At 43.4% G+C, this 23802-nt stretch carries 25 protein-coding genes and 1 other RNA gene; 22 read left to right on the top strand and 4 right to left on the bottom strand.

Translation table 11 applies throughout. From position 1 onward, the window contains the following. The first annotated feature begins 22 nt into the window (after window positions 1-22). Together ssrS and ACSVDE_RS10475 are read left to right on the top strand one after the other, a co-directional pair. A non-coding RNA gene (gene ssrS / locus ACSVDE_RS10480) (6S RNA) lies at window positions 23-204 on the top strand. A 131-nt stretch (window positions 205-335) separates the two neighbouring features. Further along, window positions 336-1103 carry a tRNA threonylcarbamoyladenosine dehydratase gene (locus tag ACSVDE_RS10475; RefSeq protein ID WP_439300840.1) on the top strand — a complete coding sequence of 256 codons (768 nt, stop codon included), beginning with the start codon at window positions 336-338 and terminating at the stop codon, window positions 1101-1103. A gap of 40 nt (window positions 1104-1143) precedes the next feature. Here ACSVDE_RS10475 and ACSVDE_RS10470 read toward each other — a convergent pair whose 3' ends face one another. Together ACSVDE_RS10470 and ACSVDE_RS10465 are read right to left on the bottom strand one after the other, a co-directional pair. Continuing rightward, a complete protein-coding gene (locus tag ACSVDE_RS10470; protein WP_439300839.1) occupies window positions 1144-1929 on the bottom strand; it encodes an RsfA family transcriptional regulator in 786 nt (261 codons plus the stop codon). Window positions 1930-2031: 102 nt separating this feature from the next. Then, window positions 2032-3363, bottom strand: coding sequence for an AAA family ATPase (locus ACSVDE_RS10465; RefSeq protein ID WP_439300838.1), 1332 nt, complete (start codon window positions 3361-3363; stop codon window positions 2032-2034). A 198-nt stretch (window positions 3364-3561) separates the two neighbouring features. Here ACSVDE_RS10465 and cymR point away from each other — a divergent pair, with 198 nt between their 5' ends. The 19 genes from cymR to ACSVDE_RS10370 all read left to right on the top strand — a co-directional run bounded on the left by cymR (window position 3562) and on the right by ACSVDE_RS10370 (window position 21665). Further along, window positions 3562-3981 carry a cysteine metabolism transcriptional regulator CymR gene (gene cymR / locus ACSVDE_RS10460; protein ID WP_439300837.1) on the top strand — a complete coding sequence of 140 codons (420 nt, stop codon included), beginning with the start codon at window positions 3562-3564 and terminating at the stop codon, window positions 3979-3981. A gap of 70 nt (window positions 3982-4051) precedes the next feature. Next, a complete protein-coding gene (locus ACSVDE_RS10455; RefSeq protein ID WP_439300836.1) occupies window positions 4052-5194 on the top strand; it encodes a cysteine desulfurase family protein in 1143 nt (380 codons plus the stop codon). 15 nt (window positions 5195-5209) lie between these two features. Continuing rightward, window positions 5210-6322 (top strand): tRNA 2-thiouridine(34) synthase MnmA, encoded by a 1113-nt coding sequence (mnmA, locus tag ACSVDE_RS10450; protein ID WP_439300835.1) that lies wholly within the window; start codon window positions 5210-5212, stop codon window positions 6320-6322. 171 nt (window positions 6323-6493) lie between these two features. Beyond that, on the top strand, window positions 6494-7174 hold the full coding sequence (locus tag ACSVDE_RS10445) for a tetratricopeptide repeat protein (protein WP_439300834.1): 681 nt from the start codon (window positions 6494-6496) through the stop codon (window positions 7172-7174). Between the two features lie 16 nt (window positions 7175-7190). Then, the gene (gene recD2 / locus ACSVDE_RS10440) at window positions 7191-9485 is read left to right on the top strand and encodes an SF1B family DNA helicase RecD2 (protein ID WP_439300833.1); all 2295 of its coding nucleotides are present in this window, start codon (window positions 7191-7193) and stop codon (window positions 9483-9485) included. Between the two features lie 83 nt (window positions 9486-9568). Next, a complete protein-coding gene (locus tag ACSVDE_RS10435) occupies window positions 9569-9757 on the top strand; it encodes a hypothetical protein (RefSeq protein ID WP_439300832.1) in 189 nt (62 codons plus the stop codon). 13 nt (window positions 9758-9770) lie between these two features. Next, window positions 9771-9905 carry a YrzQ family protein gene (locus tag ACSVDE_RS10430; protein WP_439300831.1) on the top strand — a complete coding sequence of 45 codons (135 nt, stop codon included), beginning with the start codon at window positions 9771-9773 and terminating at the stop codon, window positions 9903-9905. Between the two features lie 129 nt (window positions 9906-10034). Then, window positions 10035-11108 (top strand): AI-2E family transporter, encoded by a 1074-nt coding sequence (locus ACSVDE_RS10425; protein WP_439300830.1) that lies wholly within the window; start codon window positions 10035-10037, stop codon window positions 11106-11108. A 328-nt stretch (window positions 11109-11436) separates the two neighbouring features. Further along, a complete protein-coding gene (gene alaS / locus ACSVDE_RS10420) occupies window positions 11437-14073 on the top strand; it encodes an alanine--tRNA ligase (protein WP_439300829.1) in 2637 nt (878 codons plus the stop codon). A gap of 75 nt (window positions 14074-14148) precedes the next feature. Further along, window positions 14149-14421 (top strand): IreB family regulatory phosphoprotein, encoded by a 273-nt coding sequence (locus ACSVDE_RS10415; RefSeq protein ID WP_226546590.1) that lies wholly within the window; start codon window positions 14149-14151, stop codon window positions 14419-14421. Window positions 14422-14430: 9 nt separating this feature from the next. Beyond that, a complete protein-coding gene (ruvX, locus tag ACSVDE_RS10410; protein ID WP_439300828.1) occupies window positions 14431-14850 on the top strand; it encodes a Holliday junction resolvase RuvX in 420 nt (139 codons plus the stop codon). A gap of 18 nt (window positions 14851-14868) precedes the next feature. Further along, window positions 14869-15159 carry a DUF1292 domain-containing protein gene (locus ACSVDE_RS10405; protein ID WP_226546588.1) on the top strand — a complete coding sequence of 97 codons (291 nt, stop codon included), beginning with the start codon at window positions 14869-14871 and terminating at the stop codon, window positions 15157-15159. A gap of 215 nt (window positions 15160-15374) precedes the next feature. After that, window positions 15375-16520, top strand: a complete 1146-nt coding sequence (gene mltG, locus ACSVDE_RS10400) for an endolytic transglycosylase MltG (protein ID WP_439300827.1) — start codon at window positions 15375-15377, stop codon at window positions 16518-16520. A 78-nt stretch (window positions 16521-16598) separates the two neighbouring features. Then, window positions 16599-17258 (top strand): O-methyltransferase, encoded by a 660-nt coding sequence (locus ACSVDE_RS10395; RefSeq protein WP_439300826.1) that lies wholly within the window; start codon window positions 16599-16601, stop codon window positions 17256-17258. Window positions 17259-17270: 12 nt separating this feature from the next. Beyond that, window positions 17271-17912 carry a uridine kinase gene (udk, locus tag ACSVDE_RS10390; RefSeq protein WP_226546585.1) on the top strand — a complete coding sequence of 214 codons (642 nt, stop codon included), beginning with the start codon at window positions 17271-17273 and terminating at the stop codon, window positions 17910-17912. A 159-nt stretch (window positions 17913-18071) separates the two neighbouring features. Continuing rightward, the gene (gene greA / locus ACSVDE_RS10385; RefSeq protein ID WP_439300825.1) at window positions 18072-18548 is read left to right on the top strand and encodes a transcription elongation factor GreA; all 477 of its coding nucleotides are present in this window, start codon (window positions 18072-18074) and stop codon (window positions 18546-18548) included. A 138-nt stretch (window positions 18549-18686) separates the two neighbouring features. Further along, window positions 18687-19406 carry an alpha/beta fold hydrolase gene (locus ACSVDE_RS10380; RefSeq protein ID WP_439300824.1) on the top strand — a complete coding sequence of 240 codons (720 nt, stop codon included), beginning with the start codon at window positions 18687-18689 and terminating at the stop codon, window positions 19404-19406. Continuing rightward, window positions 19399-19839, top strand: a complete 441-nt coding sequence (locus ACSVDE_RS10375) for a hypothetical protein (RefSeq protein WP_439300823.1) — start codon at window positions 19399-19401, stop codon at window positions 19837-19839. The genes ACSVDE_RS10380 and ACSVDE_RS10375 overlap by 8 nt, the downstream gene beginning before the upstream one ends. A gap of 59 nt (window positions 19840-19898) precedes the next feature. Further along, a complete protein-coding gene (locus ACSVDE_RS10370) occupies window positions 19899-21665 on the top strand; it encodes a peptidoglycan D,D-transpeptidase FtsI family protein (RefSeq protein ID WP_439300822.1) in 1767 nt (588 codons plus the stop codon). On the opposite strand, the gene ACSVDE_RS10365 is transcribed toward ACSVDE_RS10370, so the two are convergent. Further along, window positions 21662-21898: a KTSC domain-containing protein gene (locus ACSVDE_RS10365; protein ID WP_439300821.1), complete on the bottom strand. Its 237-nt coding sequence runs from the start codon at window positions 21896-21898 to the stop codon at window positions 21662-21664. The genes ACSVDE_RS10370 and ACSVDE_RS10365 overlap by 4 nt on opposite strands. 190 nt (window positions 21899-22088) lie before the next feature. Between ACSVDE_RS10365 and ACSVDE_RS10360 the strand changes: the two genes are divergently transcribed. Continuing rightward, window positions 22089-22778, top strand: a complete 690-nt coding sequence (locus ACSVDE_RS10360) for a YrrS family protein (protein WP_439300820.1) — start codon at window positions 22089-22091, stop codon at window positions 22776-22778. A 64-nt stretch (window positions 22779-22842) separates the two neighbouring features. On the opposite strand, the gene liaG is transcribed toward ACSVDE_RS10360, so the two are convergent. Continuing rightward, entirely contained in the window at window positions 22843-23697 is an 855-nt protein-coding gene (liaG, locus tag ACSVDE_RS10355; protein WP_439300819.1) for a LiaG family protein, read from the bottom strand. Window positions 23698-23802: the final 105 nt, after the last annotated feature.

The raw sequence follows: 23802 nt of genomic DNA, 5'->3' as shown, positions 1-23802 counted from the left end.
TATTCTATAACTACAATAACAAAGAGTCCTGAGGTGTACGTTTCTGCCGAACGTTTGAGCCAACACATTCAATATGGGAGTCTGAGTTTATGACCGGCGTGCAAGCCTTCAGTGAAAGGACGCATAATGGTGATAACAAGGCACCCACGTTTTACAGGCAGGTTCAACACTGAGGAACAAGAGGACGGCACATATGGGACTCTTTCCAAGAATTACACAAAAACAACTAGGGAAACCTGGTTGTTTTTCTTATGTTCAAGTTGCATTCATTCTTCCGTTTCATATATGCTATTATGGATATTGGTTTGCAACAAGAGCACGGAAGGAGTATATAGATGTTACATCAATTCTCAAGAAATGAATTAGCGATAGGAAAAGACGGGCTCGAGGTTTTGAAAGGAGCGACTGTTGCCGTTCTAGGGATCGGCGGTGTTGGTTCTTTCGCTGCTGAAGCGTTGGCACGTTCAGGTGTCGGAACCTTGATCCTGGTGGATAAAGATGATGTCGATATCACGAACGTCAACCGTCAAATCCATGCATTGGTATCCACAGTCGGACAACCTAAGGTCGATCTGATGAAAGAACGCATCGCAGATATCAATCCAGACTGTAAAGTGGAAGCATTGAAAATGTTCTATACGGAAGAGACGTACGAACAATTTTTCAGTTATCCTCTAGACTTCGTTGTCGATGCTTCTGATACGATCGAGTACAAGATCCACTTGATGAAAGAGTGTCTCAGAAGAGAGATTCCGATGATCTCCAGCATGGGGGTAGCGAACAAAATGGATCCTACCCGGTTGAGAATCGAAGATATCTCAAAAACCAGTTATGACCCAATTGCAAAAGTCATCCGTACGAGACTTCGCAAAGAGGGCATCCACAAAGGGATCAACGTCGTCTTTTCTGATGAAAAGCCGATCCAAATCCGAGAAGAAATCCGTAAAGAAATCGTCCCGGATGAAAATGCGAAGATCCGTAAGGCGAAAATGCCGCCATCTTCCAACGCATTCGTTCCATCAGTATCCGGCTTGATTATGGCTGGACATGTCATCAATAAGATCATTGAAAAGAACGATATCACCATCAATCGTATCCGATAACGTAAAAAACCCACCGTCCTCTAGGCGGTGGGTTTGTGCATTACTTCGCTACTTTCTCTAAGTTGCCGTTTTTGTCCATTTTGAATTTAGAAGACGAAAGCTCTTCCTGATCTTGTAGGAGGACCATTCTTCTTGCACGATCCATGATTTGAAGGAGGGCTTGATAGTCTTCTTTCAATGAAGCATAATTGTTTTTCAATTCTTGTAGTTCATTTTGGTACTCTTCATTTTGTTGACGAAGAGTACGGCATTCATTCTCTAAGCGTTCATTCTGTTGTTTGACAGAGGATGAGGCCGTGTCTTGATGTTTCAAGTTCTGTAAAAAGGCTATGACAGAATCCAATTCCACTGGACTTTGAGCCTTTACTGAAGGAGCTGGTGCTTTATATGGAACTTCTTCCTGTGCAAATTCAGTATTTGCCGGATTGGTTTCAGCAGTCACTGGTTCAGGTGTTGACTCCACTGTTGTTTGCTCCGATTTACTCTTCCGCTCAGAAAGAGGATGATAGTTTTCAAAATCCATAGGATCTTCAAAACGAGTTTGATAAGTAGTTTCTTTCTGTGGTTTAGCTACAGGTGTATTGGATGCAGCTGCACGCTTTCGCTCTTTCCGTTGTCTTCGCGCAATTTTCAATGCTTGCTCATACTTTTTACGAACGATGGCGTTCCAACGGAAACCGACCGCTGCTGATGTACGATCAAGCTTGTCGCCGACTTCGTCAAAAGCTTGTAATTGTGTGCTACCTTCACGTACGTGTCGTAGCACGGTTTCTGCTAATAATAGATCATCTTCTTCAGACCACGCATCTTGGCGTTGATTTGTCATAAAGGTTCTCTCCTTTTTCATCCCATTCGATTAGGCTTTTTAGCTTTATCATGGACAAGAAAGAGAGAAACTATACAAGTTTACTATATTTAAAATACTAGGTTATTCGCCTTTTTGTTTCCGTTCGGTGAAGTAGTCGAGTCTTCTGGAGACTGTTTTTTCATAGCCTCGTTCACTCGGATTGTAAAAAGTCTTATGTGTCAGATGGTCAGGCAAATATTGCTGTGGAACATAGCCATCTTTGAAATTATGGGGATATTTGTACCCGATGCCAGAACCGAGTTCTTCTGCTCCGCTGTAGTGGGCATCCCTCAAGTGAGTTGGGACCTGACCGGCTTTTTCATTTTTGACTGCCTTCAACGCTTGATCGATTCCGGTGATGACCGCATTGCTTTTCGGAGCAGTGGCAAGATAAAGTGCAGCTTCAGCAAGCGGGATTCGAGCTTCAGGCATACCAATGAAATCTACGGCTTGAGCTGCCGCTTGTGCGACCAATAAAGCATTTGGATCTGCCAACCCGACGTCCTCTGCTGCGTGGACGTATAATCGCCGTGCAATGAACTTCGGGTCTTCACCTGCGTAAATCATTTTAGCCAGCCAGTAGAGTGTCGCATCTGGGTCAGAACCACGGATACTTTTGATGAATGCTGATATCGTGTCGTAATGATTGTCTCCCTGTTTATCGTATTGCAACACACGCTGTTGAATGGATTCTTCTGCAATTTCTACCGTGATGTGAATGATGCCATCCTCATCAGGATTCGTTGTTAAGACCGCTAGTTCCAATGCGTTCAGCGAAGTTCTTGCATCACCGTTGGCAACATCAACGAGGTGGTCCAGTGCTTGATCATCCGCTTGTACATTATGTTTGCCGAATCCGCGCTCCTCATCCCTGATGGCGGTTTCTAGCACTTTTTTAATATGACCGTCCGTAAGCGGTTCGAATCGGAACAATCTTGATCGTGATAACAAAGCGCGATTGATTTCGAACATCGGGCTCTCTGTCGTAGCACCAATCAGGATGATCGTACCGTCCTCTACATAAGGAAGAAGCGCATCCTGCTGACTTTTATTGAAACGATGAATTTCATCGATAAAAAGAAGCGTTTTCTGATTGTCCATCTTCAAACGTTCTTTTGCTTGTGTCGTGATATTTCGAATATCGGCGACACCAGATGTAACAGCATTGATCTGTTCAAAGTGCGCCGAAGTTGTGTTAGCAATGATTTTAGATAGTGTCGTTTTTCCCGTCCCAGGTGGACCGAAGAAAATCATAGCTGAAAGCTGATCCGCTTCAATCGCTCGTCTCAGCAATTTCCCTTTGCCGACAATATGTTCCTGACCGATAAACTCATCCAACCTTCTAGGTCTCATCCGGTCAGCAAGTGGTTTGCCCCTCGGTGATTCATCCATCGACATATCAAATAAATCCATAGCTTCACGTCCTTTCATGGACCGTTCTAAACGTCTTCTAGATAAGCATAAATAATTCATCTGAACGATACTATAGGAACGGAATGAATGCAAGAATAACCCATTTCATGCTATAATGTCATAGTTAAAATGAACGTGTCATTTCTACGGGGTGAACCCCTATGATGGATAGATGCTTAGTGAATCGAGGAGGATACTATGAAGATTTCAACAAAAGGACGGTACGGATTGACCATCATGATTGCTCTCGCAAAAAAATACGGTGAAGGCCCCATTTCTTTGAAGTCGATTGCAAAGGAACACAACCTTTCCGAACATTACCTTGAGCAATTAGTCGGACCGCTCCGGAATGCTGGACTTGTCAAAAGTATTCGTGGCGCATATGGAGGGTATACTTTGACCCGCGATGCGGAAAAGATAACGGCAGGAGACATCATCCGCGTTCTCGAAGGACCGATTACACCCGTCGAAATCCTCGATGATGAAGAGCCGGCTAAGCGAGACCTTTGGATCAAGATCCGAGACGCAGTGAAAGAAGTGCTAGATAGTACAACACTGGACGAACTGGCTTCTTATAGTAATGATGATGACCAAGAAGCGTATATGTTCTACATTTAATGAAGGTTTAAAAATGAAACGGATGGTTTAATAAAGAACGGGAACTTTACTATATTGATAAGGTGATAACATGAATGCCATTTATTTGGACCATGCGGCAACTTCCCCTACGAGGGAGGAAGTTGTAGAAGCAATGGTCCCCTATTTTACAACCCAATACGGAAATCCTTCGAGTATCCACCAATTCGGGCGGAATACTCGCCAAGCTTTGGACGAAGCGAGAAGAGTGATGGCAGCGAGCATCAATGCGAGCTTCAACGAAATTGTTTTTACAAGTGGTGGAACGGAAGCGGACAACATGGCTATTATCGGAGCAGCACTTGCTCAGCAGAATAAGGGCAAGCATATCATCACATCCAAAGTGGAACACCATGCGGTCTTGCACGCTGTTGAGTACCTCGAAGACAATGGTTTCGAAGTCACATATCTTCCTGTCGATGAAACAGGTCGGGTTCGTCCACAACAAGTGGAAGAGGCGATCAAGGATGATACAATCCTCGTAACCATCATGTACGGAAACAATGAAGTCGGAACCCTTCAACCGATTCAAGAAATCGGTGCGATCACGAGTGAAAAAGACGTCCTTTTCCATACGGATGCTGTACAGGCCTATGGCAGTGTCATGATTGACGTGAAGCACTTCGGAATTGATCTGATGTCGATTTCCTCTCATAAAATCAATGGTCCAAAAGGGAACGGTTTCCTATATGTACGCGATGGTGTTCGACTTGAGCCGAGAGCGTTCGGGGGCGAACAAGAGCGAAAACGGAGAGCGGGTACCGAAAACGTTCCAGGCATCATGGGAATGAAGAAAGCAGTGGAACTGATCCAGGAAGAGAAGATGGACCGCCATGAAAACTTGAAAGCCTTCAAGCAGCGTATGCTGGAAATTTTTCAAGAAGAGGGTATTGAGTATATACTGAATGGATCCATTGAATATTCTCTGCCGCATGTACTGAATGTCAGTTTCCCTGGCACGAATGTGGAATCCATGCTCGTCAACCTGGACCTGTCCAGGATTGCAGCTTCAAGCGGGTCGGCTTGTACAGCTGGATCCATTGAGCCTTCCCATGTGTTGGCGGCGATGTTTGAAGATCATGAACGAATGACATCAGCCATCCGATTCAGTTTCGGTTATGGGAATACAATGGAAGAAATCGAGCGTGCGGCGAATGAGACAGTCAAGATCGTCAAACGCTTAACATCTATGTGAATGGAGGTGTGAACAATGGAAAAAAGACCAGAAGATACACGTGTGGTCGTCGGTATGTCCGGTGGGGTCGATTCCTCGGTGGCAGCGTTACTTTTGAAAGAACAAGGTTATGATGTGATCGGAATCTTCATGAAAAACTGGGACGATACCGATGAAAACGGCGTATGTACCGCTACGGAAGATTATGAAGACGTCATCCGAGTCTGCAACCAGCTCGGCATCCCTTATTATGCGGTGAACTTCGAAAAGCAATATTGGGATAAAGTGTTCACATACTTCCTTGAAGAATATAAAGCAGGGCGCACACCGAATCCAGACGTTATGTGCAACAAGGAAATCAAATTCAAAGCATTCCTTGAGCATGCGATGAGTCTTGGAGCGGACTATGTCGCTACTGGGCATTATGCACGAGTCGACCATCGAGATGGAGAAACGGTCATGCTTCGCGGAGTGGATGAGAACAAAGATCAAACGTATTTCTTGAATCAATTGAGCCAGGAGCAAATTTCGAAAGTCATGTTCCCGATCGGTGAATACAACAAGCCGGAAATCCGGGAAATGGCGGAACGTGCTGGACTTGCAACCGCTAAGAAAAAAGACAGTACTGGAATCTGCTTTATCGGTGAACGGAACTTCAAGGAATTCTTAAGTCAATATCTCCCTGCACAACCAGGCGAAATGCAAACTCTTTCTGGTGAAAAGAAAGGCACACATGACGGGCTGATGTACTACACAATCGGACAGCGTCATGGTCTAGGCATTGGTGGAGATGGTGATCCTTGGTTCGTCGTCGGTAAAGACCTGGATCGCAATGTTCTCTTCGTGGAACAAGGCTTCCATAATGAACTTTTATATTCCGATAAGCTGACTGCGACGAAAGTCAGTTGGATGACCGGTAAGGAAATGCCAGACGAAATCAAGTGCACTGCGAAATTCCGTTACCGTCAGCCGGATCGTAACGTAACTGTTCGTAAACGTGATGACGGATTGTATGACGTCGTATTCGATGAACCACAACGAGCGATCACTCCTGGACAAGCAGTCGTCTTTTATGATGGAGATGTCTGCCTCGGTGGAGGAACCATCGATAAAGTGTATAAGAAAGAAGAAGCGATTTCGTATTTGTAGTCGATGAAATGCATGACAACAGTGGACCTTTTCAAATTGAACGTTTGACGAGGTCCATTTTCTTTTAATGAGGAGATTGTTGATTTCTTCGAATATCAACAATAGAGCTTATAAGAGGAACTCTAACGTTCTACAATTAAGGTTAACTAAAATGGAGGAGGCGGAGAGATCATGGCAGAAGATCACAATCAACTAGGCATACAACTGATGAAAGAAGGGAAATACGAGGATGCGGCGAAGGCTTTTCATAAAGCGCTCGAGGAAAAGCCGGATGATCCGATTGCTTATGTAAACTTTGGGAATCTCCTGGAACTCGTTGGGGAGTATGAAAAAGCGATGGGCTTTTTCGATAAGGCGATTGAATTGGATGAAAATCTGGCAGCGGCCTACTACGGGGCAGGTGTCGTCTTTTACAAATTGGAACAATTCGATGATGCAGTGGACCTGTTCATTGATGCGATCAAAAAAGGACTAGCAGATGGGGACAGCCATTTCATGCTTGGGATGAGCTTTGTGCAATTAGGAGATGACAAACGTGCACTCCCGCATTTCCAGAAGGCGACCGAAGAGAACAGTCAGGATGTTGACGCATGGTTCCAATACGGCATGGCACTTGGAAAGCTGCAAATGTTCGAACAGGCAGTTGATGCACTCGAGCGTACGATCAAACTGGATGAGTCTCATTCAGATGCCTATTACAACCTAGGAGTTGCTTATCTGTATCGTGAACAAGTCGATCAGGCAGAGGAAATGTTCAAAAAAGCGGTCGAGCACCAAGAAGACCATATCCTGGCACACAACGGTCTGAAAATGGTAAAGGAATTACGAGAGTCCACTGAAAACAATGATTGATTAGCGGGGCGAGTATATGGAGTTACAAGGTCAGTTTAATTTGGGAACGGAGGAGAAGCGATTCGTAAAAGGATCGATCCTCCATGTAATCTACAAAAACTCAGAAACCTACTACACCGTATTGAAAATAGAAACCAAAGATACGAATTTGGCAGAAATGGAGAAAGAATTGATCGTCGTCGGCACGTTTCCTGTTTTACTAGAGGATGAGACGTATATCTTTTGGGGCGATGTGAAAGATCACCCGAAATACGGAAAGCAATTCGTAGTGGAGTTCTACCGGAAAGATTTGCCTCGCACGGAAGACGGGATGGTTTTGTATCTTTCAAGTGATCTGTTTAGTGGCATCGGGAAAAAGACTGCTGAAAAAGTCATCAAATCGCTTGGTGAAGATGCATTTACAAGGATCATTGAAGACCCGAAAGTGTTGAATGACGTCCCTGACCTCAATGAGGAGAAGGCGAAGACCATTTACGAGACGCTGATGGAGCATCAAGGGCTTGAACAACTGCTGAGTACCCTTCACAGATACGGAATCGGACCATCCATCGCGATGAAAATTTATCAGACGTACCAAGGAGAGGCCATTTCCATCATCCAGTCCAACCCGTATCAATTAATCTATGATATTGATGGCGTCGGATTCAAACGAGCGGATGAAATCGGGCAGGCACTTGGAATAGAGGAAGCTTCCTCAGAACGGATTCAAGCCGGTCTCCTTTATTGTCTGAAAGAACTATCAAACCAACATGGACATACATATATTCCGGTAGAAGACCTCATACAAGAGTCGAAAAGTCTACTGTTCACAAAACCGGTCCTTGAGGAAGAGGTTGATTTTTACACGGAAATCGTTCAATTACATGGTGATGGAAAGGTGTATATCGAGGATGAAAATGCATACCTTCCTTCACTCTATTTTTCAGAATTCGGATTCATCAAAACGATTGAACGGGTCTTGAAGCAGGGTGATTATGATCGCATTGAGCAATCGGACTTCTACACCGCGCTTGGTTCTTTAGAAGAACAGTATGGGATGGAGTATGCCGAAGCTCAAAAGGACGCGATTCTAAGAGCGATCACATCTTCAATGATGATCTTGACAGGTGGACCGGGTACCGGAAAAACAACGGTCATCAAAGGAATCATTGAAGTGTATGCTGAGATCCATGGGGTGTCCCTCGATCCTAAAGACTATGAGGACGGGGAATTCCCGTTCCTACTTGTTGCGCCTACAGGTCGGGCAGCCAAGCGGATGAGCGAGTCGACAGGTATCCCCGCGGTTACGATCCACCGTTTACTCGGTTGGAAAGGTGGAAGCGGGTTTGAATACGATGAAGATAATCCAATCAAGGGCAGATTATTGATCATTGATGAAATGTCGATGGTTGATCTTCGATTGGCTTACCGGTTGTTCGACGCTTTGCCAGAGGATATCCAGATTGTCATGGTCGGTGATGAGGACCAGCTCCCTTCCGTAGGTCCCGGACAAGTGTTGAAAGATTTGATTGCCTCAAATGTCATTCCGACGGTAAAACTCGATCAAATCTATCGACAGGCTCAAGGCTCAACCATCGTTCAACTCGCGCATGAGATGAAAGAAGGCAGGCTACCTTCTGATCTTCAATCGCCACAGCCCGACAGACGATTTTTCCCTTGTTCACAAGAGCAGGCGTCTCAGGCAGTTTTGCAAGTTTGTAAAAGTGCCCTCGCGAAAGGTTTTACAGCTCGAGATGTACAGGTGCTCGCACCGATGTACCGTGGTAAGGCTGGGATCGATGAGTTGAACCGTGAGCTTCAGCTCATGTTCAATCCACCATCTGATCAAAAGCGTGAGATTGATTATTTTGATACGAAATACCGGGTCGGCGATAAGGTGCTTCAACTCGTCAATGTGCCTGAAGAGCAAATCTTCAACGGAGATATCGGTGAAATCGTATCAATCATCTATGCGAAAGAAACGAAAGACAAAGAAGAACAGATCGTCATATCATTTGATGGAATCGAAGTTACCTTCAAAAAGACGGACTTGAATCAGATCACCCATGCATACTGCTGCTCTATTCATAAATCGCAAGGGAGCGAATTTCCCATCGTCGTCTTACCGATTGTGAGAGGCTATTATCGTATGCTAAGGCGGAATCTCATCTATACTGCGGTAACGAGGAGTAAGGAATATTTAATCATTTGTGGAGAGATGGATGCGTTTGAAAGAGCGGTCCAACAAAATGACGCCGGTTCAAGAAATTCGTTGCTGGATGAGAAGTTGAAGAAACGGATCAACAGCACCCAGACAAGTGAAAACGTATAGATAGCAGTGAAACGGGACATCCTATTCCTACCATTTCAAAAAATCAGCCAACAAGGTTGATGTTTCAAGAGGAGGAACAAGAAATGAGATGTCCCAACTGCCAATGCAAAGACTTAGGCAAAATAGGGGTAGAGCAATTCTATTGTTGGGGTTGTTTTATTGAACTGACGATCGTGGATGGCAAACTTGCTCTGAATCAAGTAGAGGAAGATGGGAGTTTGACTTCACTCGATGATTTGTTTGAGGATGACGATTTAAGCATATCTATGTAAGAGGGGGCTGTGAATGAACCGTACGATTATGACAATCGCTACAACATGTGCCGGAGCCTATCTTGTCAAAACGCTTTATGATAACGGAACCTTTTCGTCACGGAAGATGAAAAAACTTCGTAAACGAATTGCAAAAGCAATCTACTAATGGACTGACACTCTGAGGAGGTCAGTTCATTTTAATTCATACAGAAGATTCACCGGTTCTTGAATAGGGTCACTATTTAAGTGCAACTTAAGAATGACTGAAAATATGGAATGAGATCCGGTGGAGATTATGAAAAAACTGTTTACAATTGAAGCACTTGTTCGACTCGGAATGGTTCTCCTCCTGCTATTGTCCATCTTCGTATTTATGAAAATAGGACCTTTCTGGCATCCGATCCTTGATGTGATCCAGACGATTTTCGTTCCTTTTTTTGTTGCCATTTTCATCACATATTTGTTGCATCCGATTGTGGAGTGGTTGCACCGTAAGGGCTTGCCACGTTCCATCGCCATTCTCATCATCTATCTTACTTTCTTCGGAGGCACCGGGTTTCTTATTTTTAAGAGCATCCCTTATTTGATTGAGCAATTGAAAGGGCTGAGCGAACAACTACCTGTCCTCTCGGATACGTACAAAATATGGGTTCGGGAATTTTACGAACGGACAGACAATCTCCCTGAAGTCGTCCATAAAGAATTTGAGGAAACACTTCATGCAACTGAACGGTACCTTGATGGCATGATTGAAGGTGTCATAGAAACCATCAAAGTGTTCTGGAGTAACATTTTCGCATGGATCGTCATTCCGTTTCTTGTGTTCTACATGTTGAAGGACATCGACGTCATTTATAAGATGATCGGTAACATCACTCCGAAAAAATGGCGTGAACCGGGTAAGCGACTTGCAAGAGACGTCGATCAGTCACTCGGTAACTACATCCGCGGACAATTGACGGTAGCAGTTGCGCTCTCCCTTATCGCCATCCTTGCTTTTTGGCTAGCAGGGGTACCTTATCCCGTCATTCTTGGACTCATTATCGGGGTGACAGACTTCATTCCTTATTTCGGACCGATTATCGGAGCGATTCCTGTTGCGTTGATTGCGGCTACCATCTCGGTTAACAAATTGTTGATCGTCCTGGGTATCCTGATCGTGCTGCAATTCATTGAAGGCAATATTCTCGGTCCGCTGATTGTCGGTAAAACGTTGCATATTCACCCGATCATGATCATATTTGCACTTCTTGTTGGTGGTGAAATCGGTGGAGTTGTTGGATTATTGTTAGCCGTTCCGATATTTGCGGTAGGGAAGGTCATCTTTTTGCATACCCGGAAACATTTCAGGAATGTTGACAATGAATAATGGGTAAGTCTATAATTATCCACAGTTAGGAAATTAACCATAAACATGTAAAGTGATGATGGAACGAGTAAGTCAAAGCCCATCTTGTAGAGAGGAACCCCCTCCGGCTGTAAGGGGTTCTAGATGAAGATTGACCGAACGCTGATCCGGAATGCAGGCAAAACCTGCCGGCGCACACCGTTAATGTGTCGAGGTGATGGATACATAATACGTATTCGTAACCAGGGTGGTACCGCGTGATAACTCTCGTCCCTGTTTTTATACAGGACGGGAGTTTTTTGATTTTTACAGCTATGTGATTAAGTTAGACTCTAAGGAGGGTACAAAAATGAAAACATTAACATCCGCTCAAGTAAGACAAATGTTTCTCGATTTCTTCAAAGAAAAAGGACATAAGGTAGAACCGAGTGCATCACTCGTTCCACATGAAGATCCGTCTTTGCTATGGATCAATAGTGGAGTTGCAACATTGAAAAAGTACTTCGACGGTCGTGTCGTTCCTGAAAACCCTCGTATCGTCAACGCTCAAAAATCCATCCGTACGAATGATATTGAAAATGTCGGTAAGACAGCTCGTCACCATACGTTCTTCGAAATGCTCGGGAACTTCTCAATCGGTGATTACTTCAAGAAGGAATCGATCCACTGGGCATGGGAATTCCTCACAAGTGAGGATTGGCTTGGAATCGACCCTGAAAAATTAGCGGTCACCATCCACCCTGAAGACGATGAAGCTCACGACATCTGGCACAACGAAATCGGGCTTCCGAAAGAAAAGATCATCCGACTAGAAGAAAACTTCTGGGATATCGGTGAAGGTCCGAGTGGACCGAACACGGAGATTTTCTTTGACCGAGGTGAGCAATACGGAAACGACCCGAATGATCCTGAGCTTTTCCCTGGTGGAGAAAATGAACGTCACCTGGAAATCTGGAATCTCGTCTTCTCACAATTCAATCATAATCCAGACGGTAGCTACACACCGCTTCCGAAAAAGAACATTGATACAGGTATGGGGCTAGAGCGTGTGATTTGTGCGCTTCAAGATGCACCGACGAACTATGAAACAGACCTGTTCATGCCGATGATAGAGGCGACCGAAAAAATTTCAGGTGTTGAATATGGCAAGAGTAAAGAAATCGACACAGCTTTCAAAGTCATTGCTGACCATATCCGTACAGTGACATTCGCAGTCGCAGACGGAGCATTACCGTCAAACGAAGGGCGTGGATATGTACTTCGTCGTCTGGTCCGTCGAGCAATCCGATTCTCAAAACAGCTGGATATCAGCAAGCCATTCATGTATGAACTCGTTCCAGTCGTAGCAGACGTCATGAAAGAATTCTATCCGAATGTCCTTGAAAACACGGACTTCATCCAAAAGGTCGTCAAGAACGAGGAAGAACGTTTCCACGAGACGATCAACGAAGGTCTTGCGATTTTATCAGAAATGATCAAGAAAGCGAAAGAAAATGGTCAAACGGAGCTTTCTGGGTCCGATGCATTCAAACTGTATGACACTTATGGATTCCCGTTCGAGTTGACGGAAGAATACCTTGAAGAAGAGAATATGACGGTCAACCGTGAACAATTCCAGGTTGAGATGGAAGCGCAACGAGACAGAGCTCGTGCTGCTCGCCAGGATACAGGCTCTATGCAAGTGCAGACAAGTGTGTTGAGCGATATCAACGAAAAGAGCGAATTCATCGGCTACGATCGATTATCTGGCTCTTCGAAAGTGAGCGTCATCGTGAAGGGGACAGAAACGGTTCAGGAAGTGAATGCGGGCGAAGAAGTACTCGTAATCCTTGATGAAACACCGTTTTATGCAGAAAGTGGAGGTCAAATTGCGGATAAAGGTACTTTAAGCAACGACCAAGTCTTCGCAGTCGTTAAAGATGTACAAAAGGCACCGAATGGTCAGAACCTCCATACGGTCCTTGTAGAAAAAGGTACGCTTCGCGTTGGTGAGCAACTTGAGACTGTCGTCAATGAGACAAGCCGTTCAGGAATCATCAAGAACCATACGGCAACCCATTTGCTTCATCAGGCTTTGAAGGATGTTTTAGGAAAGCACGTCAATCAGGCTGGATCACTCGTGACACAAGATCGTCTTCGATTTGACTTTTCTCACTTCAATCAGGTGACTTCTGAAGAGATCGAGGAAATCGAATCCATTGTGAACGAGAAAATCTGGAGCTCCATTTCGGTTGATAAAATGGTTAAACCGATTGAAGAAGCAAAAGCAATGGGAGCGATGGCTTTATTCGGTGAGAAGTACGGAAGCGAAGTCCGCGTCGTTCAAGTCGGCGATTACAGCCTCGAGCTTTGCGGTGGATGTCACGTTCGCAACACAGCAGAAATCGGACTGTTCAAGATCGTTTCTGAATCCGGAATCGGTGCAGGAACCCGAAGAATTGAAGCCGTGACGAGTGAAGGTGCGTATCGCCACCTTTCCGGCCAAGTCCAAGTGTTGAAGAACACAGCTGATATTCTGAAGTCGAACTTGAACGATGTGCCGACAAGAGTAGAAGGCTTACAAACGCAGATTCGTGACTTGCAACGTGAAAATGAATCACTGAAAAGCAAGCTCGCAAACATTGAAGCAGGTTCCTTATTGGACGATGTCGTCGAAGTGAACGGCGTGAAGGTCCTAGCGCAGAAAGTCTCTGCAAGTGACATGAACAACCTACGCTCCATTGTTGACGATTTGAAAAATAAAGTTGGAAATGGAATAGTTGTGTTAGGTTCCGTTCAAAATGAAAAAGTGAATATCGTTGCAGGAGTTACCGATGATTTAACGAAAGAAGGGTATCATGCAGGGAAAATCGTGAAGGAAGTCGCTACCCGTTGTGGCGGAGGCGGCGGAGGCCGTCCTGACATGGCTCAAGCAGGTGGTAAAGAACCTGCAAAACTTGACGAAGCATTAAATTATGTTTACGAATTCGTCAAATCCATTTCCTAAACCTGTATGCGTAAGGTACAATGAAATTAGAGTTATGGGGGCTTCCAAATTCATACGCTAAAGAGAGGTGTCAAGATGAGCTCATTTGACAAAACGGTAAAGTTCAACTTTCAAGATGATTCAATGGATACCAATGTCAAGCATGTGTTGTTGTCGGTTTATGATTCCTTACAAGAAAAAGGATACAATCCGATTAATCAGATCGTCGGTTACCTCCTTTCTGGTGACCCGGCTTATATTCCTCGTCACAACGATGCAAGAAGCAAAATTCGGAAACTTGAACGTGATGAATTGATTGAGGAGCTAGTGAAATCCTACTTAGTCCAGCACCAGGAAAGTGAGAGATAAATCAAGAACATGCGAAAATTAGGTTTGGACCTCGGTACGAAAACGATCGGAATTGCATTGAGCGATGCCCTCGGTTGGACCGCACAGGGCATCGAAACGTACCGTCGTAAGGGAGATATTGACCAGGACTTGGCTTATATCCGTGAATTGGTCGAAAAGAACGATGTAGACAAAATCGTCGTCGGTCTCCCGAAAAATATGAATGGCACGATTGGTCCCAGTGGAGAAATGTGTCAAGAATTTGCACAGCTCATCGAGGATACATTAAACGTATCTACGGTTCTGTGGGATGAACGTTTGACGACGGCTGCTGCAGAACGGATGCTTATCGAAGCAGATGTCAGTCGAAAGAAACGTAAAGGCGTCATTGATAAAATGGCAGCGGTACTTATTTTACAAAGCTACTTAGACAGCCCAGCTGCAAACTAAAAAAGAAGGTGTATTCAAATGGCAGAAGAAGAAAAAGAGCGGATCATCATCCCGGATGAGAATGGAGAGGAACATTTATTTGAAGTCCTTTTCACATTCGATGTGGATGAAACGGAAAAATCATATATGGTATTGGTTCCAGTAGAAAGTTCTGAAGAAGACGAAGAAGATGTAGAAGTCTTCGCTTTCCGTTATGAAGACAAAGGCGAGAAAGACGACGATATTGAGCTGTTCCCAATCGAAACGGACGCTGAATGGGATATGGTCGAAGAAATGCTGAACACATTCCAGGATTCAGAAGAGCTCTAAAACATTCACAAAGAAGGACTGACGATTTCCTCGTCAGTCTTTTTCTATGCCGTTGTTTAGTCAATGACTTTAGAATAAAATTGCTGGAAGATACCTTGTAATTACTAGAATCTACCACTTTTGATTCGACAGCGAATAAAAAAATTGGCGGATTTTAGCTGAATTTTTCTGAAGTTATAGTATAATAGGAAAGATGAGAGAGAGGGGGATGATTGGTGCTTCAGCCAAATCTTGATCAAGAAACGATAATGCGCCGTAATCAGGAAGCAAAAGTCGTAAGACGTGTCGTCATCATCGTACTTACGCTGTTGATCCTATCGATTGCAGGTGTTGGTATAGGTGGATATCTATACATTAAAGGAGCACTGGAGCCTGTAAATGCGTCCAGCAACAAACCGGTGAATGTCGAAATACCAATCGGGACGTCTACAAGTGAAATAGCCAATAAATTAGAAGAAAAAGGCGTTATCAAAAGTGCACTCGTATTCAAGTATTATGTAAAATATAAAAATGACAACGACTTCCAAGCTGGAAACTATGAACTCACGAAATCAATGGATATGAAAGGAATCATCAATTCATTGAAGGATGGGAAAGTATATAAAGAAGCGGAAATGACGGTCCGTGTGGCAGAAGGTCTTCGTATGCCGGAAGTCGCAGCCAAAATCGCGGAACAATCGGATTACACAGAGGAAGAAATCCTTGAGAAAATGCAAGATAAAGAGTATATCCAATCATTGATTGATAAGTATCCGCTACTTGACGAAAAGATACTCGATGACAAGGTTCTGTGGCCTTTAGAAGGCTATTTATTCCCTGCAACATACGAGTTCTACAAGAAAGATCCATCTTTGGAGTCGATTATTGAATCCATGATCCAGAAGATGTCTTCTGTGGTTGAACAATACCAGGCAAGCATCGAAGATACTGGATATACGACTCATGAAATCTTGACGCTCGCTTCCATTATTGAAGAAGAAGCTCGGAAGAAAGAAGACCGATTCAAAGTATCAGGCGTATTCTATAATCGTCTGAAAAAACCAATGCCATTACAATCGGATGTAACGGTCACTTACGCACAGCAGCAATCGAAAATCATCGTAACCTATAAAGATACTGAAACAGCGTCTCCATACAATACGTATACCGAACCAGGATTACCGATCGGACCGATTGCTTCACCAGGTGAATCGGCTATCAATGCAGCCGCGAATCCAGAAGCTAATCCGTACTATTACTTCTTTGCCCGTCCGAACGGAGAAGTATTGTATGCGAAAACGTTAGATGAGCATAATAAGATCAAAGAGAAGTACATCCAGGAATGGCGAGATTTAGCAAATAAAGACAAAGATGAATCCTGATGATCAGAGGGAATGAAGGAAGTTCGCATTCCCTCTTTTCTTATGTTAAAATAGACCGGGTTAAAAGGAGGCTTCCGTATGATTTCGGATGAAATGAAGCAGTACTTGGAAGAATTAATACCAGAACGTCCGCAGGAAATTGTGGAAATGGAGCAACAGGCGGAAGTAGAAAATGTTCCGATCATGGATTTGATTGGTATGGAAGCCTTGTTACAAATCATACGATTGCACAAGCCGAAGAGGATATTGGAAATCGGAACTGCAATCGGTTATTCTGGCATCCGGATGATACAAGCTTCACCTGAAAGCCGCCTTGTCACGGTTGAACGGGATCCTGAACGATATGGACAAGCGATTCAAAACATCTCAAAGGTTGGTATGGGTCATGCCATTGAAGTACTTGAAGGAGATGCTCTGGAGTTGATCAATGAGATTCAACATTCAGGTCCGTATGATCTGATTTTCATCGATGCTGCGAAAGGGCAATATCAACGATTCTTTCAAGAATTTGAAAACATGCTCGTACCAGAAGGCATCATCGTCAGTGATAATGTTTTATTCAGAGGATTCGTCGCGAAGGAAAACGAGGAAATCGAGTCCCGAAGGTTCCGAAAGCTTACAGAGAAAATCAGGAATTACAACGAATTTTTATATGAACAAAAGCATTTCGTAACGACGATATTGCCAGTTGGTGATGGAATGGCCATTAGTATCCTGAAGCAAAAAGAAAAGGAATAAAGGGGAAAGAACATGGGTAGAAAACCAGTAGTTATTGGTGTAGCCGGAGGCTCTGGCTCTGGAAAGACGACAGTTGCAAAGGAAATTTTCAGGCAGTTCGCTGATCAATCCATCCTGATCCTTGAACAGGATGCCTATTATAAGGATCAGACTGAAAAATCAATGGAAGAGAGACTGCAAACGAATTATGACCACCCGTTGGCGTTCGATAACGATTTGTTGATCGATCATATCGACAAACTTCGCAACTCAAAAGGCATTGAAAAACCAGTCTATGACTATACAGCACATACAAGAAGTGATAAAATAATTCCAATTGAGCCAAAAGATGTTATTATATTAGAAGGAATTCTTATCCTTGAGGACGAACGTTTACGTGACCTGATGGATATCAAGCTTTTTGTTGATACTGATGCAGATGTGCGGATCATCCGTCGATTATTGCGTGATATCAACGAGAGGGGACGTACCATCGATTCCGTGATTGAACAATATACATCTGTTGTTCGTCCGATGCATAATCAATTCATTGAACCGACGAAACGTTATGCAGATATTATTATTCCTGAAGGCGGTCAGAATCGAGTAGCAATTGATTTGATGGTTACGAAGATCCGAACCATTTTGGAAACGAATGAAATATTGAACCCATAAAAAATGGAGGTGGAACGTTCACCTCTGTTTTCAATATCATCATTTGATGTATAATAAATGAAATGAAGAATGGTTACGCTTACAGTTTTTATTAATACGTGATGCAACATCATGCATATACTAGTCGGTAACGAGAAGGTTTTTGGAGGAGTGAGTAAGATGGCAGAAGAAAAGAAACACTATATGACCGAAGAGGGTAAAGAGAAGTTAGAGAACGAATTGGAGTACCTGAAGACCGAGAAACGTAAGGAAGTCGTGGAGCGCATTAAAGTGGCAAGAGGTTTCGGTGACCTTTCGGAGAACTCTGAATACGATGCTGCAAAAGACGAGCAAGCATTCGTAGAAGCACGAATTGGACAGCTTGAAAAAATGATCCGAAATGCCGAAATCATCGAAGAGCAAGACCAAAATCCACACGTCGTTTCCATCGGTAAATCCGTCAAATTCGTCGAACTTCCAGATGGAGAAGAAGAATCCTACACGATTGTAGGTAGTGCGGAAGCTGATCCGTTTGAAGGCAAAATCTCAAACGATTCTCCGATGGCAAGAAGCCTCCTCGGACGTACAGTCGGTGACGAAGTATCCGTACAAACGCCAGGCGGAGAAATGAACGTCCGTATTACCGAAGTCGGTTAATCTAATATCAGATACCAAACCAGTTTTATCTCATCGATAAAGCTGGTTTTTTAATTGGATTAAACGAGCTCAAGGAAATGTATGGATGAACGGAGAAGTCTAGTATTAGAATGCATAAAAGTCTGGAGGAATTCGTATATGATGACTCATGAAACCAAATTACATTATGAGTTGATTCAAACTCACGACAGTAAACCGACGATTGTTTTTGAATCGGGCTATGGTTGGTCTACTGAAAATTGGAAGCCTATCATTGATGATGTTGCGCGGTTCGCAAATCTTTTTTTATATGACCGAGCAGGGGTTGGGAAAAGCGATAAGGGAACACTTCCGAAGGATAGCGAACAAATCGTCAAGAATCTCCATAGGCTTTTGTGGGAAAAAGATGTGAAACCTCCTTACATATTCGTAGGACATTCATATGGTGGAATTAACGCACGTCTATTTGCTCATACATTTCCAAGAGATGTTGTTGGAATTGTTCTACTCGATGCTTGTCATGAGGACCAGAATAAAAGGATGGTCCCCCTGTTCGATGAAAAAATCCGTGAAACCTATTTAGCCCAGTTTACGGTTGAAGGAACATTTGAAGAGTTCGAAAATAGCTTGGAACAAGTAAGAGACAAATCACTTGGCAATCTTCCACTAGCTGTAGTGACAGGTTGTACTCAGCCTTACCATACCGCTCAATCTATGGAAGTGTGGATGGATCTGCAACACGAACTCTCGGAGCTATCATCCAATAGTGTACATTACAAACTTGAAGATACCGGTCACGCTGTCCATATGGATAACCCTGAAAGAACTGTTGAGGTAATAAGAGAAATGGTTGAAAAAAGTGGGAATATAAATGAATGACAAGAGATTTCTTCAGTCAATCATAGGCATTCTTTCAGTAGCATTAATTGTGCTGTCTATTCTTTTTTATACTAATCATAAACAGAATGAAGAACAATTAATTAAGCAGGATATGACGTTATGGATCGTTTATACACAAGAATTGATTGAAGGCTTGAGGGAAGAGGATCAATATCAAGTCGAAATGGTTCTTTCTCACCTCCAAGCTTATCCCCCTGAACAAACAGCTTCAATGCAAGATACGGGGTATTTACTAATTGAAGATTATAGAATGGTGATCAGAGAATACCTGATAGGCGAGAGGAAGGCTGACACCTTGATTGAACGATTAGAGGAAATCTTTCCTATCTTTGTTGATATTATGGAGAACCCTCGATTACTTACCGCTGATAAACTTAATGAAATCAATGATATTCTAAAAAACAAACGATAAAGCGTCCGATAGTTTTAAATTCTGCTTTTCGGGTGAGAATGATGGGTGAGGTGGCCATCATGAAAGCTCCGAAAAGACTCTATCATACCGCAATCCTATTCTTTTTACTTTTATTCGTATTGATTGGAAGACTTGCGCATATCCAACTGATCGATCCGCTCTCTTTTTCGGAAAATCAGGTTAATCTGGTTGAAGAAAGTGTCAAGCAGCGGACGCATTCCGTAGCCCTGGATGACGGGAGAGGGAAGATCCATGACCGTAACGGTGAGGTGTTAGTGGAAATCCACCAACCGTCTATCATCCTTTTTCCTTTTTTAGCGGAACATGAAGAAAAACTATCGCAAGTCGCACAAGAGTTGAACTTTACAACCGATGCACTGAAACGAAGCCTCCTTGAACAGTCAGAACCTCTTGTTTTAATAGAGGATGTGTCTGCTGAGAAGGTAGATCGCATCAATGAATTGAAAATACCAGGAGCTTATGGACAGCTGCTCTCCAATGAAACGGATACTGATTTTGCCTATCACTTTATCGGTGCAATCCGAGAGAATCCAAGGCAAGTGGAAAGTCGATATTCTGATCGACTGGAAAAAGGGTTGATCAATCGGACGACCAAAGTCGGAATTAATGGTATTCAATATGCATTCGATCCTTTTCTCCTTTCAGAAGGGGAATCGAAGCTTATTTATCATGTACAACAATCCGGAAAACCGTTGTTTGGTCTCGATGTGAAGTACTCCGCACCAGCTAACCCTTTTTACCCGGTTGCGTTGCAAACGACCTTAGATCGTAATGCCCAAACGATTTTGGAAAATGCAGTCGACTCATCAGGACTAAAAAATGGTGGAGCTGTTTTGCTTGATGTCCAGTCGAGTGATGTACTCGCCATGGTTAGTAGACCTTTACCACCTGAGAAAAATCCGACAAAAGAGGGAACAGGAAACCAGATGGTGCTTCCGCATATACCAGGCTCCGTCTTTAAAATCGTTACGGCAGCAGCTGCTATTGAACAGGACCATCTGAATCCCACACGTACATTCAATTGCAGTCAGAACACATACAATGACGGAGAAGAGTCGAGGGATCTAGGCTGGCTTACTTTTGAAGAAAGCTTCTACCAGAGCTGCAACCATACATTTGCTACACTGCTGAATGAAATGATGGAAAAGAACCCGGACATTGTAGATGAAATCGGAGCAATGTTAGGCTTGAGTGGACGAAACGGTTGGGAAGAAGACGTTTTCCACCTACAAGGCTTCAAGCACTTCCCGAATGAACGTCAAAATACGTTCTGGGCCAATGATACGGATAAAAAAGTGTCTAGAGCGGTGTCACAGACTGCGATAGGACAACTGAACGTCCGGCTTTCCCCGCTGTCTGTAGCGAATTTGATGGCGACCGTTGCAAGAGGGGGACAAGCGAAACGGGTACGAGCTGCACATTCCGTACAGTACAAGAACGGAAACACGTTAGTGGAATTCGAAAATGAGGGCATGACGAATGAACCTCTATCCCGGTATACGGTACAGAAGCTTCAACAGTTATTAGAGGGTGTCGTTCTTGATCCTAAAGGAACAGGGCATTATTCTTTTCATAGCCTTCCATGGACCGTTGCGGGCAAATCCGGAACTGCACAAAAAGGTAAGGTAGGTATATACAACAAGTGGTTCGCTGGCTATTTTCCTGCCGATGATCCAAAGTATGCGCTGGTTGTTGTTGACTTGGAAGCTTCAGAGACGGCTCGGTCAACGAACGTAGCGTTTGCCGAAATCGTAGAACAGCTCTTTCAGCTGCAACAACAACCAGACAATCTGAATGTTGATTAAGACTTCGATTGGACAATCTTCACTTCATGATTGGGTAGAAGCTGATTTTGTAGGTATTGTTCTTTATAAGGAGCCAGTATGAACTCAAAAAGTCGTTGTTCTGTTACGTCTTGGACTTCAAGTGTTGAACCACCGTGGAGACAAACATGCAGCGTTTTCGAATCTTTTTGATACCCGATCGTATGAAACGTTTTCAGATTCCATTCCTTTGATTCAAATGTCGTAAATTGCATCTTGTACCCCTCCTTCATAGTAATATTGGTGATAGGGACTCTAAAATCCTCTAAGACGACAAAACTAGTTTAAATATTACAAATATTCTCAATATTCATTATACCTCTTTTTAAAGGACGGTACAAAAAATAACCCTTCTTCGAATCTATGTAGAGTGATAGAATAATATGTAAGAATGGAGGGGGAATCATGAAAGATCGTTACTCATTCAGTTCGAGATATGAACGAACGAAAAAATCGAAAAAACAGAATGTCATCCTGAATGTCTTGATTGGTGTCGTATTTGTTGGAATTCTAGCAGTAGGAGCTTCCATCTTACTAGGAGATGATGAACCTGCTTCTAAAGAACAGTCCAATGAAGAAAAATCGGCTTCCATGTCTGATGATAATAAAAAGGATGATTCCGATAAGCAAGATTCGTCTTCAGATCAACAAGAAGAAAATAAAGACGATGAGTCTTCTGATGAAAATAATGAAGATAGTGAAAGTGTAGACATGTCAGAAGAGGAAAAGAAAGAAGACTCGGAATCAGAGTCTAATGGAGAGTACAAATCCCATACAGATGAAACCGCAGGTCCGGATGGAAGCTGGGAACCGGTCGGAACGAAGCAAGAAGAGCACCAAAACAGCTTTGACACAGGATCCCTGGATTGGGAAGAAAAACAACGTGCGCTCCAGTATGCTACAGGATTATCACCGGATGAAATTGAGTATTGGTGGATTGGAAATGGTGGATCTTCCACTACTGTAAAAGGCGTCGTCAGTAAAGCGGAAAATGGAGATGAACCCTTTGTCGTCATGCTAGAATGGGTCGACGGACAAGGTTGGAAACCGACATCCGTTGAACGTGTTCCAGGTGCGGCTGATGAATACAGATAGTAAGTAAAAACTGTCCCCAAAAGCTCTTGTAGACTTTTGAGGGCAGTTTTTTAATTGCAACGTTTTAATAGATTTCGATTTCACCACTTGAGACGGATAGATCGATCTGGTGTTCTCCGGACCCGTAAGTACCTGCGATCTTCCTGCTACCTGTCGATTGGCTCTTCAGCGGGAACTTACAATGAATATCTCCGCTGCTCACTTCACCTTTTAAAGTAAAATCAGCATCTTCAGGTAAGTCGATATCAGCTGAACCTGAACTTACATCGACGCGGATATCACCAACCAACTCATCCATTTGGATGTCCAGATCTCCTGAAGATAGGTCAGCCTTCAACGGACCTATATAATGTTCTACTCTTACCCCGCCAGAGCTTAAATCGAATGTCCCTGATTCAGTTTTCATGTTGCGGATCTCTACATCGCCTGAAGATCCATCATGAACGAATTCTTTCGCATGCACATTTTCTACGGTTATGTCACCTGAACCAATATCAATGGAAAGTGAAGATAAGGAAAGAGGTTCCTCTTTAGACGGTCCATTCAACACGAGATTCCCTGATCCATTTTCAATTTCAAGCGCTTGATCATAATCTCTCGGCATATGGATCGTCAGCTCAGATCGTTCAAACGTGAACCAATTAAACCAACCTTTCTCTACTTCGACGATGACTACATCACCTTTTCGATCAACCTTGAGTTCACCTTTCCCATTGAGTTCAGCGGTCAATTCACCGCGATCGTCTGGTACGATTTTGGTTTTCATACTGGAAACATCGATCTCGAGACGATCGACATCATCCATATCAGCCGATTGCACTTTTTCCCCGCTAGGATTGAACCATGTTGTTACATTGGTCTGCATCATAATAAAATAGCCACCGATTAATATCAATAAGATTGCAAACAACGTTTTCATAACATACCCCCTGTTTTTCCTTCAATGATTGTTTCCATCTTAATCCAATTGTAACATCGGCACAATGAACTCACGGATTATATTTATCTAAGACTTCAGGCTTAG

This window comes from Pseudalkalibacillus sp. Hm43 (assembly GCF_051842935.1).
Classification (GTDB): Bacteria; Bacillota; Bacilli; order Bacillales; family Fictibacillaceae; genus Pseudalkalibacillus.
The sequence above is the reverse complement of the archived record's forward strand: the minus strand, read 5'-3'. Positions and strand labels throughout refer to the sequence as shown.